This is a genomic window from Steroidobacter agaridevorans (genome assembly GCF_009932555.1).
GTDB lineage: Bacteria > Pseudomonadota > Gammaproteobacteria > Steroidobacterales > Steroidobacteraceae > Steroidobacter > Steroidobacter agaridevorans.
This window is the reverse complement of record NZ_BLJO01000010.1, coordinates 30,626-46,857: the sequence shown is the minus strand read 5'-3', so window position 1 is coordinate 46,857 and position 16,232 is coordinate 30,626. Positions and strand designations below refer to the sequence as shown.

Annotated in this window: 12 protein-coding genes; 4 read left to right on the top strand and 8 right to left on the bottom strand. The window is 62.2% G+C overall.

The annotated features are described in order from the left end of the window. Nucleotides 1-44 precede the first annotated feature (44 nt). Nucleotides 45-3,395 (top strand): GH36-type glycosyl hydrolase domain-containing protein, encoded by a 3,351-nt coding sequence (locus GYH35_RS30175; RefSeq protein ID WP_161830359.1) that lies wholly within the window; start codon nt 45-47, stop codon nt 3,393-3,395. 128 nt (nt 3,396-3,523) lie between these two features. Beyond that, nucleotides 3,524-4,918, top strand: a complete 1,395-nt coding sequence (locus tag GYH35_RS30170) for a short-chain fatty acid transporter (protein ID WP_407700235.1) — start codon at nt 3,524-3,526, stop codon at nt 4,916-4,918. A gap of 7 nt (nt 4,919-4,925) precedes the next feature. Here the strand turns inward: GYH35_RS30170 and GYH35_RS30165 are convergent, their stop codons facing one another. Then, nucleotides 4,926-5,726 carry a tyrosine-protein phosphatase gene (locus GYH35_RS30165; RefSeq protein WP_161809976.1) on the bottom strand — a complete coding sequence of 267 codons (801 nt, stop codon included), beginning with the start codon at nt 5,724-5,726 and terminating at the stop codon, nt 4,926-4,928. A gap of 95 nt (nt 5,727-5,821) precedes the next feature. Further along, nucleotides 5,822-6,286, bottom strand: a complete 465-nt coding sequence (locus GYH35_RS30160; protein WP_161809975.1) for a hypothetical protein — start codon at nt 6,284-6,286, stop codon at nt 5,822-5,824. Nucleotides 6,287-6,393: 107 nt separating this feature from the next. Between GYH35_RS30160 and GYH35_RS30155 the strand changes: the two genes are divergently transcribed. Then, complete coding sequence (locus tag GYH35_RS30155) at nt 6,394-7,656, top strand: CaiB/BaiF CoA transferase family protein (RefSeq protein WP_161809974.1); 1,263 nt, start codon at nt 6,394-6,396, stop codon at nt 7,654-7,656. Between the two features lie 57 nt (nt 7,657-7,713). Here the strand turns inward: GYH35_RS30155 and GYH35_RS30150 are convergent, their stop codons facing one another. Next, the gene (locus tag GYH35_RS30150) at nt 7,714-8,064 is read right to left on the bottom strand and encodes an energy transducer TonB (RefSeq protein ID WP_161809973.1); all 351 of its coding nucleotides are present in this window, start codon (nt 8,062-8,064) and stop codon (nt 7,714-7,716) included. A gap of 210 nt (nt 8,065-8,274) precedes the next feature. On the opposite strand from GYH35_RS30150, the gene GYH35_RS30145 reads away from it, so the two are divergent. Beyond that, nucleotides 8,275-8,892 carry a TetR/AcrR family transcriptional regulator gene (locus GYH35_RS30145; protein ID WP_161830357.1) on the top strand — a complete coding sequence of 206 codons (618 nt, stop codon included), beginning with the start codon at nt 8,275-8,277 and terminating at the stop codon, nt 8,890-8,892. A 3-nt stretch (nt 8,893-8,895) separates the two neighbouring features. Here the strand turns inward: GYH35_RS30145 and GYH35_RS30140 are convergent, their stop codons facing one another. From GYH35_RS30140 to GYH35_RS30120, 5 genes are all read right to left on the bottom strand, one after another. Continuing rightward, nucleotides 8,896-10,560 (bottom strand): MFS transporter, encoded by a 1,665-nt coding sequence (locus GYH35_RS30140; RefSeq protein ID WP_161830356.1) that lies wholly within the window; start codon nt 10,558-10,560, stop codon nt 8,896-8,898. A gap of 128 nt (nt 10,561-10,688) precedes the next feature. Then, complete coding sequence (locus GYH35_RS30135) at nt 10,689-12,608, bottom strand: ATP-binding cassette domain-containing protein (RefSeq protein ID WP_161830355.1); 1,920 nt, start codon at nt 12,606-12,608, stop codon at nt 10,689-10,691. A 49-nt stretch (nt 12,609-12,657) separates the two neighbouring features. Then, a complete protein-coding gene (locus GYH35_RS30130) occupies nt 12,658-13,032 on the bottom strand; it encodes a hypothetical protein (RefSeq protein ID WP_161830354.1) in 375 nt (124 codons plus the stop codon). After that, nucleotides 13,016-13,552 carry an ImmA/IrrE family metallo-endopeptidase gene (locus GYH35_RS30125; protein ID WP_202624860.1) on the bottom strand — a complete coding sequence of 179 codons (537 nt, stop codon included), beginning with the start codon at nt 13,550-13,552 and terminating at the stop codon, nt 13,016-13,018. Before GYH35_RS30125 ends, GYH35_RS30130 begins: the two co-directional genes overlap by 17 nt. A gap of 140 nt (nt 13,553-13,692) precedes the next feature. Further along, a complete protein-coding gene (locus tag GYH35_RS30120; protein WP_161830353.1) occupies nt 13,693-16,137 on the bottom strand; it encodes a putative bifunctional diguanylate cyclase/phosphodiesterase in 2,445 nt (814 codons plus the stop codon). Nucleotides 16,138-16,232 lie beyond the last annotated feature (95 nt).

Sequence of the window (16,232 nt, the reverse complement as noted above, 5' to 3'; positions counted from 1 at the left end):
GCACCGCATTTCACTGCAGTTCGCACGCGCCAGGAAAGTCGCAGATGCCGCTATCCCCCGTCCGCCTCGAAAGTCCCGCCGGATTGTCGGTCGAGCTGTTGGAGAACGGCGCCGTGCGGCGCATGGATCACGGCGACACCATCGTCAATCTGTTTCTCGGCAACGAGTTGGAAGGCGGTGTGGCGAATTTGTATCTGCGACGGCTGAACGCCGACGCGTTGCAGTACATCGAACTGCTCGGGCCGCGCAGCCCGACGCGCTTCCATCGCTCGGGCGAGGGCTGGTCGGGTAGCGGTGAATGGTCCGGTATTCACTACACGGTTCAGCTTCGGCTCGCGGCGGCCGCGCCGGTATGGTTCTGGCAAGTGAGCTTGGAAAATTCTGCAGGCTCGACTCAGCAGATCGATGTGATCTATGCGCAAGATATCGCGCTGTCGCCTTACGGCACCGTGCGGCTGAATGAGTTCTATGTCAGCCAGTACGTCGATCACACGCCGTTGCAGCACCCGAAGCAGGGGCACGTGATTGCCTCTCGGCAGAACCTGTCCGCTGCTGGCCGCAATTCCTGGTGTGTCATCGGCTCGTTGCGCCGGGCGCAGAGCTTTGCGACCGACGCCATGCAAGTGCATGGGCTCGCGACTCGCGGTGGCGAGTCGCCTGTTGGCATCGTGCAGGGCTTGCCCGGTCGACGGCTGCAACAAGAGCACTCGATGGTTGCGATTCAGGACGAGCCACTGGAGATCGAGCCCGGCGAACGCGTCAGCACGGGATTCTTCGGCAGCCTCAGTGCAGATCATCCCGAGGCCACCTCGCTCGACGATCTCGACGCAGTCGATCGAGCGCTCGATTTGCCCGAAGCGGCGTTGTCAGAGCTGGCCGCCTCGAGTGGCGAAGATTCGAACAATGCGACGCTGTTCAGTCAGTCGCCGTTGCTCGAAGCGCTCGATCTGCAGCCCGAGGAACTGAGTCAATTGTTTGGCTCGTCGCGCCGACATGAAGAAGTCGACGAGCGAGGCGCGGTGCTCTCCTTCTTCTATGAGGCGGATCGACACGTCGTGTTGAAGGCCAAAGAACGACGTGTGCAGCGTCCGCATGGACACCTGCTGCGCTCCGGGCGGCATGCCACGCCCGATGAGCTGGCGCTCACGTCGACGGTGTGGATGAACGGCGTGTTTCATTCGATGCTCACGCAAGGCCATGTGAGCTTCAATCGCCTGCTGTCGACGGTGCACAGTTATCTGGGTTTGTTCCGGTCCCACGGTCTGCGCTTGTTCGTGGAATGGGAAGGGCGGTGGCGCTTGCTCGACATGTCGTCGGCGTTCGAGATTCAGCCTGAGGCGTGCCGTTGGATCTACAAGCATGCGGGTGGAGTGATTGAGGTTCATAGCGAGGCACATGCCGAGCATGAGCTGACGCTGCGTGTCGAAGCGTTGTCCGGTGCGGCCGTGCGTTGGTTTGTTTCCAGCCATATCGCACTCAATGGCGATGATGGCAGCGTGTCGGGCGAAGTGCGCTGGCGTCAGGACGGCGATGCAATCGTGATTCAGCCGGCGGAGGGTAGCGACCTTGCTCGCCGCTTCCCCGAAGGGAGCTTCACCATCACGCCGCATGACGGCACGAAGCTGGAGCGCGTCGGTGGCGATGAGTTGTTGTTTCAGGACGGGCGATCGCGCCAGCAGCCGTTTGTTTGCTCGATCGTCGCTGCGAGCAAAGGCTTTGGGTTGACGATTCGCGGCAATCTCGTCGTCGAAAGCAATGATGTGCCGACGCCGAATGGCGAGCAACTGGTCGAATTGCTTGGCATCGAAGCGCCGGCTGGCAGCGCGCTTTCCGGACAGGTCGAGCGTCTCGTCGAGATCCTGCCGTGGTTCAAGCACAACGCACTCGTGCATTACCTGTCGCCGCGCGGTTTGGAGCAATACTCCGGCGGCGGTTGGGGAACGCGCGATGTCACGCAAGGCCCGGTTGAGATGCTGCTGGCCTTGGGTCATTGGTCGCCGATTCGAGATCTGTTGATCCGGGTCATGAAGGCACAGACCTCGGATGGCGACTGGCCGCAGTGGTTCATGTTCTTCGAGCGTGAACGTGACATCCGGGCCGGCGATTCGCACGGCGACATCGTGTTCTGGCCCTTGTTGGCGCTGGCTCAGTACTTGATCGCCTCGGGCGACAGTTCGATCCTCGACGAGCCCGTGCCGTTCTTCTCCTCGGGGCACACGAAGCCCTCGGTGCCGCTGTGGAAACATGTGGAGCGGGCGCTGAAAGTCATCGAGCGTCGGATCGTCGAAGGCACGGCACTCGCGGCCTACGGTCACGGCGATTGGAACGACGCGCTTCAGCCGGCCGATCCGGCGATGCGCGAGCGCATGTGCAGTGCCTGGACAGTCACGCTCCATCATCAGGTGTTGACGACGCTGGCACAGGCACTACGAAGCATAGGTCGTGAGCAGGAAGCGGCGCGCTTCGACACGTGGGCTGCGAACGTCAAACGCGATTTCCAGCAAGTGCTGCTGGTCGACGGTGTGCTCGCGGGCTATGCGCTCTTCGAGGAAGAGGGCAAGGTGAACTATCTGCTCCATCCGCGCGATGCGATCACCGGCGTGAAGTACAGCTCGCTGGCGATGATCCATGCCATTCTGGAGGATCTGTTCGATTCCGAGCAGCTACAACAGCATTTGCGGCTCATCGATCTGAAGCTCAGCGGGCCGGATGGCGTGCGGTTGTTCGATCGGCCGATGAACTATCACGGCGGTCCGCAGCGCTTCTTTCAACGCGCCGAGAGCGCCACGTTCTTCGGTCGCGAAATAGGCTTGATGTATATGCACGCGCATCTGCGCTATGCGCAGGCGCTCGCGAGAGTCGGTGAGACCGATCGGTTCTTCCGCGCGTTGTGCCAGGCCAATCCCATCGGCATTCAAAGCCTCGTGCCGAGCGCGACATTGCGGCAGGCGAATTGCTACTACTCGAGCTCGGACGCGGCATTCGAAGATCGCTATCAAGCCAGCGCCGAGTATGACCGCGTGGCCCGAGGCGCCGTGCCGCTCGATGGCGGTTGGCGCGTGTACTCGAGTGGCGCCGGTATCGGATTGGGTTTGATCGTCCGGCGATTCCTGGGGCTCAGCATCGAGGCGCGCGATATCACGTTGGATCCCGTGATTCCCGTCGCCCTGAATGGGCTGCGAGTGCGGCTGTCACTGTTCGGCAAGCAGGTGACTTTGAGTTATGAGATCGGCGGCGCTGGCCATGGCGTGAGTGCGGTGAGCGTCAATGGACAAGCGCTGGCACTGACGAACGATTCCAATCCCTATCGCAAGGGCGCCGCGCGCATCGAACGTGCTCTGTTCGTCGGCAAGCTCGATCGACCGGACAACACCCTGCAAATCAAGGTAGGCTAGATCGAGCCGGGCGGCGAACACGAATAAATCAGTCGGCCGACGGGCCGGCATCAACCATGAACAAACAGACGAGCGCACTCTCTGGCGATAACACTAGTGGCGTCGGCCGGGGTGGCGGCGTCGGCTGGTTGGAACGCATTTCCCTGCGCTGCTGCGCCTGGTCCGAGCGCTGGATTCCGGATGCCTACGTCTTTGCGGTGCTGGGCGTGATCGTCGTTGCTATCGCCGCCATCGCGCTGGGCTCGCCGGTGACGCAGACGGCCAAGGCGTTTGGCGATGGCTTCTGGAGCCTGATCCCATTCACCATGCAGATGTGCTTCATCATCATCGGCGGATACGTCGTGGCCAGCTCGCCACCCGCCGCCCGATTGATCGACAGGCTCGCTGCGGTCCCTCGTTCAGGGCGGGGCGCGGCGTGTTGGGTGTCGGTCATCAGCATGCTGTTCTCGCTGCTGCACTGGGGCTTGAGCATGATCCTCGGCAGCCTGCTGGTGCGTGCGTTGGCTCGTCGAGAAGATCTCGATATGGATCTGCGCGCCGCCGCCGCTGCGGCTTACTTGGGCATGGGCTCGGTGTGGGCGATGGGATTGTCATCGTCGGCGGCGCAGTTGCAGGCGAATCCCGCGAGCATGCCGCCGGCGCTGGTGCAGATCACCGGCGTCATTCCGTTCACCGAGACGATCTTTCTCTGGCAGTCGATCGCGCTGACGGCCATTCTCATCGCCGTGACCTTGTTGATTGCCTGGCTGACGACGCCGCAAGGGGAAAACGCTCAAACAGCGCGCCGTCTGGGAATCGTCGCGGACGCGCCCAGTATCGAATCGACGGTGAAGGCGACGCGGCCCGGTGAATGGCTCGAGCACAGCCCTTTGCTCAACGTGTTGATCGCCGCCCTGGGTGCAGCCTGGCTCGTGCAAGAGTTCGCGACCAAAGGCGCCGCGCTCGCCATCTCAAGCCTTAATACCTACAACTTTCTGTTTGTGATGCTCGGCCTGCTGCTGTGCTGGCGGCCTCGCGTGTTTCTCGATGCCGTGTCGAAGAGTGTGTCTGGCGTGAGCGGCGTGCTCATCCAGTTTCCGTTCTACGGCGGCATCGCGGCGATTCTCACGTCTGCTGTCGGAAGCGACGGGCAGAGCATCGCGCATCACTTGTCGACTTTTTTTGCCCAAGCGGCGACGCGCGAAACGTTCCCAGTCGTGATGGGAATTTACTCGGCCGTGCTGGGATTCTTCGTACCGTCGGGCGGTGGCAAGTGGATCATCGAAGCGCCGTACGTGATGCAGGCGGCGAACGAGTTGAAAGTGCACCTCGGCTGGGCGGTGCAGGTGTACAACGCAGCCGAGGCGCTGCCGAACCTGATCAATCCGTTCTGGATGTTGCCGCTGCTGGGCATCTTGAAGCTGCGCGCCCGGGACGTCATCGGCTTCACGATGATTCAGTTCATCGTGCACGTCCCGGTGGTGTTGTTGCTGCTCTGGGCATTCGGGCTGACGCTCGATTACAAGCCGCCCGTCATGCCGTGAGCTCGTCTCACTCGAGCAGTGCCGTGCGAATCCTGTCTTGCATGGCTGGCGTCACACCCGCCGTCTTCGCGAGATAGGCCTCGACATCTCCAATCTGTTCGAACGCCGCATGCAGGAACGCGGCGTCGGCGCTGAATAGAACGCGGCGCATGTCTTCCGGCATCGACAACAACGGGCTGTGCGTGTCGGCCACGCCGAGCTGCGCTTCGTGGCGCGAGCGGATGAACTCTTCGAAGTTGCCCGATGTATTGGTCAGCAAATAATCCTGGATCGCCGTTTCCTCCGGCACGCCCAGGGATCGCAGCAACAGTGCCACGGCGATGCCCGTGCGATCCTTGCCTGCCGCGCAGTGGACGATCAGCGGCACATCGCCATTCGCAATCGCGGAGAACATGCCGCCGATGCGCGGGCCCATCCACTCCGGAAGGGCGCGATACAGCGCGATCATCGCATCGAACATTCCCGCCGCATTCTTCGGCCGATCCGCGGCCAGGCCGCGAATCGTCGGTGTCACGATGCCGTCGTCCCAGGACAGCGCATTGATGTTCGCGTGCGGCCAGCGTGTCGGCTCTCGCTCTCGTTCCTCCGCTCGACGCAGATCGCAAATCGCACGCACGTTGAGATTGGTCAGCGGCGCGTGGTCGTCGGGAGTGAAATAGGTGAGCACACCGGTGCGAAACACCTTGCCCCAGCGCGTGTGGGAGCCTTGCTGAGTGCGATAGCCGCCGATGTCGCGAAAGTTACAGCCGCCTTGAAACGAGAGCACGCGTTCGCGCTCGGCGCGAACGGCGGAAGCCGATGAAGTCATGGACACGCCTTGCCTGGGATCGAGCCGCAGTGTCTCATAGACACGGCCACGGTTCGACCCGTAGGCAGGGTTCCGCCCGGCGAATTCGAGCTGATTCAGTGAGCGAACGGCGACGGCGTACCTGCCGGTTCAAGTAGATACGCGTCCGTGGCGTTCGCGCGCACGTGTGACGGATCGCCCGTCTGATCCGGCGGCAGTGGCGCAAATATGCGCCATGACTGAGCGGGATTCAGCATGGCCCAGACCGGGGAGGCGATGCCGGGCCACACGTCTGGAGTATCGCTCGGTCGGCGCTCGCGGATCCCTTCCACCTGCACCTCTTCGATGTCTTCTCGAATAGAGGTGGTCGCTAAAATTCTGTTCAGCTCTTCGGAGGTGTACAGCTGCGTGATCAAGGGCGCTCGCAGATCCAACGGCTTGTGCGGAGGCGCTGTTTTTGCAGCGAAAACCGCTGTATTGGTCGAGTCGGGCGCCGGTTCTTCGGCGAGCCCATTGCCACTAAGCAATGCACCGACGAGGATCATCGAGACCATCGAACCAGATCGATTGAACGTGATCATGGTGCGGCACCGACCAGCGCTGGTGATAGAAACGCCCTTGATCCGCGGCCCTGGCTGCGATTAGTTTGCGCGGCCGAAGCTAAGGACCATGCAAGTTAAGAAGCAGTATGCCCCCTGAAAGTTCCAGCTCCAATACGTCGTCCTCGCACGTGCGCTCGGGCGCTTTATCACACATTCGCGTGCTAGATATGAGCCGCGTACTCGCAGGTCCCTGGTGCGGGCAGATCCTTGCCGACCTCGGCGCGGAAGTGATCAAGATCGAGCGACCGCGCGTCGGCGACGACACGCGCAGCTGGGGGCCTCCCTACTTGAAGGATCGTGACGGCAACGACACTCGCGAATCCGCGTATTTTCTCGGCGCCAATCGCGGCAAGAAGTCGGTGACGCTCGACATCTCCAAGCCCGAAGGCCAGCAGGTGGCCCGCCGGCTCGCCGCTCGCGCCGACGTATTGATCGAGAACTACAAGGCTGGCGATCTCACGCGCTACAACCTCGGTTATGAGCAATTGAAGGCCCTCAATCCCGGCCTCATTTATTGTTCGATCACCGGGTTCGGTCAGACCGGGCCGATGCGTCAGGTGGCCGGCTACGACTTCATCATCCAGGCCATGGGCGGCCTGATGAGCATCACGGGCGAGAAAGACGATCAGCCGGGCGGCGGGCCGCAGAAGGTCGGCGTGGCGGTCGCGGATATCACGACTGGCATGTACTCGACCGTCGCCATCCTCGCCGCCATCGTGCATCGGTCGCTGACCGGGCAAGGTCAGTACATCGACATGGCGTTGCTCGATTCGCAGGTCGCCATGATCGCCAACATGAACATGAATTATCTGGTCGGCGGCAAAGCGCCGAAGCGCATGGGCAACGCGCACGCCAATATCGTGCCGTACCAGGTGTTCGATGCATCCGACGGCCAGTTCGTCGTGGCCGTGGGGAATGACGGACAGTTCGCGAAGTTCTGCGAGGCCGCGGGTCAGGCGTTTCATCGGGATCCACGCTTCCTGCGCAACGACGATCGAGTGCGCAATCGCGAGGTGTTGATTCCATTATTGGCGGCGGTGTTGAAGCAGCGGACCGTGTCGGAATGGATCTCGCTGTTCGAGCCGCTGGGCATTCCGGTGGGCGGCATCAACAACCTGGCGCAGGTGTTCGATCACGCGCAGGTGCGCAGTCGTGAGATGCGGATCGATCTGCCGCATCCGCAGGCCGGCACGGTGCCCATGGTCGCGAACCCGATCAAGATGTCGGAGACACCGCTGCGCTATCAGTCAGCACCGCCGTTGCTCGGGCAGCACACACGGGAAGTGCTGGCGGATGCTGGGTTGACCACAGCCGAGATCGAACAGCTGCAGGCGTCCGGCATCGTCTAAAGCCGTATTAAAAAATCTGCCGCCTCAGTGGGGTCGAGACGGCAGACAAGGGGTGCTTTACTCATACTCCTCGTTGCGATATTCCACTGCGACCTGATGAGTCGCCGGGAACGTGTGGGAGCAATGGGAGACATCGAATTGCCACTTCTCGAGCACGCTGCGCTTGGCGGCGAGGTCGAGCAGCAGGTGACCGCTCGAACGCTCCACGTCGGCGCCGGTGGCGCGTCCATCGGCGTCGAGCGTTACATTGATCAGCACCGTTCCCTTTTGCCCGCGCAATTGCGAGCGCTCGGGAAAGTCGGTGTCGCTGTGGACCACTCGCATGCCGCACGAAGCGGAGATCGCGGTGGTGAGGGGGATCGCAGTCGTCGCGGCCAGGATCGCGAGGCCAGTGGTGAGCATGTTCATTGCCGTCTCCGGAACAGTAGTCGGACGCCGTCGCAGAAGCCCACTCCGCTGGCCATGCGAAGTAGGCTCGTTCTGACAGGCGAACCGTCGCATAGAGAGCTTCGATTGCACTGGCCGGGTGCCCGAGGCTACTGTACGAGACGCTACAGACCTGTCTGTTTGCATGCTACGTACAGGTCTGTAGCGCTGTCAAGCTGAATGAGGAGGCCCATGAGTCCAACTGCAAAACCGCGCGCCGGTAGCGAAGGGGCGGCCGCGCCCACGGAAAGCGTCCGGGACCGGATTCTGAACACGGCCCGCGACCTGTTTTACAAGGAAGGAGCTCGCGCGGTCGGCGTGGACACCGTGGTTGCGCGCTCAGGTGTGGCCAAGACCAGCCTCTACCGCTGGTTCCCCTCCAAGGACGCGCTGATCGTCGCGGTGCTGGAGCAGGAGCAAAAGGATCGCTGGGCCGGATGGGACAAGACGGCTGCGCAGAGCGACCCGGAACCCCGCGCCCGCCTGCGTGCCCATCTCAACGGCATTGTCCGCTTCGTGAGCAGCTCACATTTCCGTGGCTGTCCGTTCATGAATATCACGGTCGAGTTCGCCGACCCTCAACACCCGGCACGGGTGCTCGCGACCGTAGAGATGCAGGAACTGCGTCGGCGCTTGCGTGGGCTCGTCGACAACATCGAAGGCGTGCGCAATCCGGAGGAGCTCACCGAACAATTGCTGTTGCTCGTCGACGGCGCCTTCTCGTCGGCGCAGGCCTTGGGCAAGAGCGGACCGCAGCACTTCCTGGTGGCTACGGCCGACGCGCTGGTCGACGCGCAGCTCAAAAAATAGCGATCACACGGCTTCGTTGCCGTGTGTTTCTCTGAGAAAGAAGGTGCCGACGATCAAGGTCATCACGCACACGATGACCGGGTACCACAGCCCGGAATAAATATTTCCCGTGTACGCGATCATGGCGAACGCGATGCTCGGCAGGAATCCGCCGAACCAGCCGTTGCCGAGGTGATAAGGCAGCGACATGGACGTGTAGCGGATGCGAGCAGGGAACAGCTCGACGAGCCATGCCGCGATCGGGCCGTACGTCATCACGCCCAGCACCGAGAGAATGAACAACAGCAGAAACACCATGCCGTAATTGATGCTGTCCGGATCGGCGCTGGTCGGATAGCCGCCGTCCTTCAGGAGCGCAGACAGCTGTTGTTTGAAGGCCGCGCTGCGCGACGCGAACTCTGCAGCCGGCAACGTTGAGCCATCGAATGCCACGAGCGATTGCTCGCCCACTTTCACGATGGCGACCATTCCTACCGGCGCGGCTTCGTTCGAATAAGGAACGCGAGCGTTGGCCAGCGCCGTCTTCGCGACATCGCATGAACTGGTGAAGCGTGCGCCGCCGACCGGATCGAACTGCAGACTGCATTCGGCTGGGTCCGCCATCACGACGATCGGATGGCTCGCCTGAGCGGTCGCGATCGCGGGATTGGCGTGATCGGTCAGGGCTTTGAAGATAGGAAACATCGTCACGGCCGCGAGCAGGCAACCGAGCATGACCTGCGGCTTGCGGCCGATCTTGTCGGCGACCTTGCCGCTGAGCAGATAGAACGGTGTCGCTGCCGTCAGCGCGGCGGCTACCAGCAGATTCGATGTCGCAGGATCGACCTTGAGGGTCTGCGTAAGAAACAAATTCATGTAGACCAGCGCCACGTAGCCAATGACCGCCTGGCCGGCCATTGCGCCGAGCAGCGCCAGCAACACGAGCTTCAGGTTGCTCCATTGACCGATCGATTCACGCAGCGGCTGCTTGGAGAGCTTGCCCGTGTCGCGCATTTCCTTGAACACCGGCGACTCTTCCAGCTGCACGCGGATGTAGACCGAGATGCACAACAGGATGATCGAGAGCAGGAAGGGAATGCGCCAGCCCCACACTTCGAACTCCGGGCCCATCAGCCAGCGACAGCCGAGAATTACGATCAGCGACAGGATCATGCCCGCGGTCGCGGTGATCTGAATCCAGCTCGTGTAATAGGCGCGTCGGCCCGGCGGCGCGTGCTCGGCGATATAAGTCGCCGCGCCACCGTACTCTCCGCCCACCGCCAGGCCTTGTAACAATCGCAAGGTCACCAGGACGATCGGGGCGGCGATGCCGATAGTTTCGTAGGAGGGCAGCACGCCCACCAGCGCCGTGGCCAGGCCCATCAGCACGATGGTGATCAGGAATGTTTTCTTACGGCCCGACAGATCGCCGAGCCTGCCGAAGATCACTGCCCCAAAAGGCCGGACTGCGAAGCCCGCCGCGAAGGCGAGCAGCGCGAAAATGAATGCGGTCGTCTCGTTGACGCCGGAGAAGAATTGTTTGCTGATGATGGCCGCGAGCGAGCCGTACAAGTAGAAGTCGTACCACTCGAACATCGTGCCCAGCGATGAAGCGACGATGACGCGACGGTGCGCGCGATCGATCCCTGTCGCCGGCACGGCGACGCTCTCCCCCGAGACTGCGACCATTGTTGTGCCCGCCGTTGTCGCCCGCTAACCGGCGGGCGTCCCCAAGTACAGCACAAATGATTTGCGCCCGGCGCGAGCCTGACGGATCTCTACAAATGTCCTTCTGCTGTGCGGATGGCGAGCGTCGCTCAGTCGCCGGCGGACATCTCGGCCTCGAGTTTCTCGCTGGCGGCGAGCCACTCGGTCTCGACGTTGGCGATATCGCGCTTCAGCTGGGTCTGCTTTTGCAGCAGTTCCTGCAGCTTTTGCTTGGAGCTCGGGTTGTAGATGTCGGGCTCGGCCAGCGCGCTTTCGACGGTCGCCCGTTCCTGCTCCAGCTTCGCGAGCTGTTTTTCCAAACGCGCAATGTCGGCCTTGATCGGGCTGAGGCGATTGCGGCGCTCGGCTTCTTCGCGCTTGCGTTGTTTCTTTTGTTCGGCGCTCAGTGCGGCGGCCGTTGTCTCTTCTTCGGCGCCGGTTTCCGCTGCTTCGCGCGTCTGGAACCACTTCGCGTAGTCGTCCAGGTCGCCGTCGAATGGCTGCGCGCGGCCTTGGTCGACCAGGATCAGATCGTCGGCGACGGCTCGTAACAAGTGACGATCGTGCGAAACGAGCACGACCGCGGCTTCGTAGTCTTGCAGCGCCATCGCGAGTGCCTGGCGCATTTCCAGGTCGAGATGGTTGGTGGGCTCGTCGAGCAGCAACAGATTCGGCCGCAAGTAACTGGTCAGCGCCAGCACCAGGCGTGCTTTCTCGCCGCCGGAAAATGGGCCCACCGGCTCGAAGACTCGATCGCCGCTGAATCCGAAGCTGCCCAGGAAGCCGCGCAATTCCTGTTCGGTCGCTCTCGCGGCGGCTTCGCCGCCCAGGCGTTTCAAATGACCGAGCGGCGAATCGTCCACGCTGAGTTGTTCGAGCTGATGCTGGGCGAAGTAACCGATCTTCAGATCGCGCGCTTCGGTGCGCTTGCCATCGAATGCCGCGAGCTCGCCAGCGAGCAGTTTCATCATCGTCGATTTGCCGGCGCCGTTGCGGCCGAGCAGTGCGATCCGGCTGCCGGGGGCGATGGTCATGTTGACGTTTTCCAGCACGACCCGTTCGCCGTAGCCGACCGATTGTTTCTCCAGCGCCAGCAGCGGCCGGGGCAGCTTCTGCGGCGCCAGGAACGTGAACTCGAACTGCGAGTCGACGTGCGCCGGCGCGATCTTCTCCATGCGCTCGAGCGCCTTGACGCGGCTCTGTGCTTGCTTGGCCTTGCTGGCCTTCGCTTTGAAGCGCTCGATGAAGCTCATCATGTGCTTGATCTCGCGCTGCTGCCGCTCGTACATCGACTGCTGTTGCGAGAGCTGCGAGGCGCGCTGCTCTTCGAAGGCGGAGTAGTTGCCGGTGTAGATCTTCGCCGCGCCGTTCTCGATGTGCACGATACGGTCGACGGTGCGATCGAGGAACTCACGATCGTGCGCGATCATCAGCAGCGTGCCTTGGTAATTGCGCAGCCACTGCTCCAGCCAGATGACCGCGTCGAGGTCGAGGTGGTTGGTGGGCTCGTCGAGCAACAGCAGATCGGATCGGCACATCAGGGCCTGCGCGACGTTCAGCCTCACTCGCCAGCCGCCGGAGAAGGCGCTCACTGGACGCGTTTCATCGGCGGCCGAGAAGCCCAGGCCGTGCATCAACTTGCCCGCGCGGCTGCGTGCGTCGTAGCCGCCGAGTGCAGCGTAGCGGGCGTGCAGTTCGCCGAGCTTGGCTCCTGCGTTTTTCTCTTCGGCCTGCGCGATTGCCGCTTCCGTCTCTCGCAGCTCTTCATCGCCATCCATCACAAACTCGATGGCTGGTCGGTCCGTTGCCTCCAGTTCCTGAGCCACATGGGCGACGACGAGCTGCGATGGATACTCGACGCTACCGGCATCAGGTTGAAGTTCGCCCAACACCAGCGCCAGCAAGCTCGACTTGCCGCACCCATTGGCGCCCACGATGCCCACCTTCTCCCCGCGATATACGGTAAAGGACGCATCCGAAATCAACAGGCGCGTACCGCGCCGAAGGGCGAGGGAGGAGAAGGAAAGCACGGCGGGATTGTGGGCGGGTCTGGTCAGCGGGGAAGGATTTGCGCGAATCCTAACTGGTCCGCCGGATTCTGGCTAACGCGAGCGCTTTACCCGGGTACAGGAATCGGACCACCACATAGCCCATGCCCACGATCTGCAGAAAGTTCTCGACGGTGATGAGTGGAATCAACCACTGATACTGGAGGAAGTCCAGCCCGCCGAGACCGATGGCGACCGTGAGTGCGATATGAAAGATGAGAAAGCAGGAAATCCAGGCGATCACCGCGCAGGACCACTGTTGCCTCAACCTGAAGAAGGCTTTCCTGCCGTCGAGCTCGATGCGCTCCCGATCAGCTGCGCAGACGTCCGATTTGAGATCGGGATCGACCTCGTCCTGCCCCCCGATGTCCGCCTTGAGCGCGGACGTGCTAGGCGCCGAACTCACGCCTGAGCCGATTTCGGATGACGGGCATCGAGACCACGAACAAACGCGACAGCTCTTCGATCGAAGCAACGTGCCGGTATTCGTCGAGCATGTCCCTGGGCACGAGGAGGTGAGCTGCGAAGGCATTCGCCTCCTGCTCTTTTTCGTCAATGACCATGAGGCTTTGATCTCGAAGCATGACTCGGTAGTCATTGCTGGCTGCCCATTCTCGATGCAGCAGCCTGTGTCCCAGCTCATGCGCGATGGTGAACGTCTGCCGCTTGGGATATTCGCCCTTCGCGATGTAGATCGCATCGTCCTGGGCATCATAGAAGCCTGAAACATTGGGATGTTTGGGCATGCTCACGAACGAGACTTTCACGCCGAGCTCGCGTGCGATGGTCACTGGATTGACCGGCGGCGCTGAGAAACCGAACTCATCCAATATTCTTTTGGCTTCCCGGACGGCTCCAGCGAAATCCGCGGTGGCGGCTTTTCGCTGCAAGGGGACGACCATGCCGATGTCTTGAGGTCTAGTCATGGCTTGCCTTACTACCCGGAGCGCACTGCGGTATGCAACTTCCCCCGCTGCGACGTGCCGCGCGCCATTCCGCGGTTGAGCGCGCGGATGTTAGAGCGTCGATTCGGACGGGGCGAACGCGCAACAGGCGCTCGAAGGGACTACGACGCGAACAGCTCGCTGACTTTGGTCCGGCCGCTTTCCTGCGTGAGGACCAGCGACAGGAATTCGTCCGAGGTCATGGCGTCGCCGAACAGGCGGCCCTGGCCATAGTGGCAGCCGCGGTTGCGGAGGAAGTTGAACTGTTCTTCGGTCTCGATGCCTTCGGCGACCACGTCCACTTCCAGTGCCTTGCCCATGTCGATGATGGTGCGGACGATGGTGGCGTCGTCGCTGTTGATGGCGGCGTCGCGGACGAAGGATTGGTCGATCTTCAGCGTGCCGATCGGGAACTGTTGCAGGGCCGACAGCGAAGAGTAACCGGTGCCGAAGTCGTCGATGGACAGGTGCAGGCCCATGGCGTACAGCTCGTCGAGCAGCTTGATGGTGCGCTTCGGGTCGACCATCAACGTCGTTTCGGTGATTTCCAGCTCGAAGCAGGTCGGCGAGACTTCGTGACGACGGAACACCGACTTGCAGCGAGTGATGAAGCTTGCCTGGCGCAGCTGTTTCAGCGACAGGTTGATCGAAACGCGGCCGGGGTTTTTGATCTTGTCCTGCCAGCGGTGATAGTCGGCGCAGACGCGGTTCAACACCCACTCGCCGATGCCCAGAATCAAATTCGTCTCTTCGGCCAGCGGAATGAACTGCGATGGCGGAATATCGCCATGCCCCGGCAGGCGCCAGCGCAACAGCGCTTCCGCGCCGATGATGCGACCGTCGCGCAGGTCCACCTTCGGCTGATACACCATGATCAGCTCGTCACGCTCGAGCGCACGACGCAGCTTGCTCTTCAGCATCAAACGTTCGACCGCCGCGGCGTTCATGTCGGGCGAGTAGAACGCGAAGCTGTTGCCGCCGTTCTGTTTGGAGTGATACATCGCCGCGTCGGCGTTGCGGATCAGGTCGATCACGTTCTCGGCGTCCTTCGGACAGAACGCGATGCCGACGCTGGCGGTCAGGAATACTTCCTGCTGATCGACGTAATACGCCTTGCAGACTTCGGCGAGCACCATGCGCGCGAGATTCGCGGCCTGCGTGCGCTCGTCCTCGGTGTCCGCGAAGCCTTCGATGAACAGACCGAACTCATCGCCCGCCAGCCGGCCGACCACGGCTTCACGCGGCAGGATGCGGATCAAACGTTCGCTGAGCACTTCGAGCGTACGGTCGCCGGCGGCGTGACCGAACGTGTCGTTGATCTCTTTGAACCGATCCATGTCCAGATACAGCAGCACGATGCCGCGATCGTTGCGTCGCGCGCGGGCGATCGCCTGCTGCAGCATGTGCTGGAACTGCATGCGGTTCGGCACTTTGGTCAGCGCGTCGTAACGGGCGAGGTAGCGGATGCGACGCTCGGCCCGCTTGCGATCGGTGATGTTACGAACGACGAAGATCGTGCCCTGGAACTGCGGATCGTCGCCGGCGATCGGCGCGCCCGACAGCGACACCGGAATGGTCTGGCCGCTGTGCGTGGCAATCACAGTCTCGCGGGTCTCGACGCCGGCCGCTTCGAGCGAGAAGTTGTCGCGCTCGTTCTCGGCGATCAGGTTGATGAACGGCTGGCCGGCGATCTCTTCTTCGTTGTAGCCGAACAGACGAACCGCCGCGTCGTTGATCTTGCGCACCATGCCGTCCGGCGAGGTCACCAGCACGGCGTCGTTCATGCTGTTGAGGACGATGGTCAGATAGTTCTTGGTGATGGTCGTCTGGCGCAGGTTCTGGCGCATGCGGTCCAGCGCCATCTCCAGCTCGGCGATCTCATCGTTGCTGGTGACTTTGTGCGGACGGGTGTAATCGCCTTCGCCGATGCGCTCGGCCGAGCGGATCAGCTCGACGATCGGACGCTCCAGGCGCTGCGCCAGCATCCATGCGACCAGCGTCAGCAGGCCGGTGATGAGCACGCCCACGCCGGCGACGATCCAGATGCGGCGTTCGAAGTCGCGCTGTTGAACACGCTCCAGTTGCGACTTCAATGCGAGCGCAGTGTCGGCGAGGCCGGGCCGGCCCACGATGATCTCCAGGGTGCCGAGCGACTCGACGCCGCCGAGGCCGCGCCGGATGGTGCGCTTGTCCTGATCGGTGATGTGCTGGGTCCACTGATCTTGCCGAATCGTCTCGTAGATCACCGAGCCGTCGGGCGCCACGACGCGCGCCGAAATCGAATAAGGATTGTTCAGCAGCGAGGTGACGATTTTTTCCAGGGTGCGCTGGTCATGGTCGAGCAGCGCTGTTTCCAGGGCCTGGGCGCCCGCGGCGGCCATGTCGCTCGCCAGCAGGTCCAGCCGCTGTGCTTCGGCATTGAGCAGCGAGCGCTCGCCCTGCCGGACCAGCACATCGCTCGACTTGCGATAGTCGAGGTATTCCAGCAGGAACAGGGTTGCGGCAATGGCAACGCCCGCCGCGATGGCGACGGAGAGCAACCTGATTTTGAGGCCCCGCGATCTCAACCCATACTCCGCAACTTACTTGCTTGTGCTGCCGAAGGTGCCTCGGCTTCGGCACGCTGGCACTACCGCTTCGTTCCGGCATGATACTCGGGTTT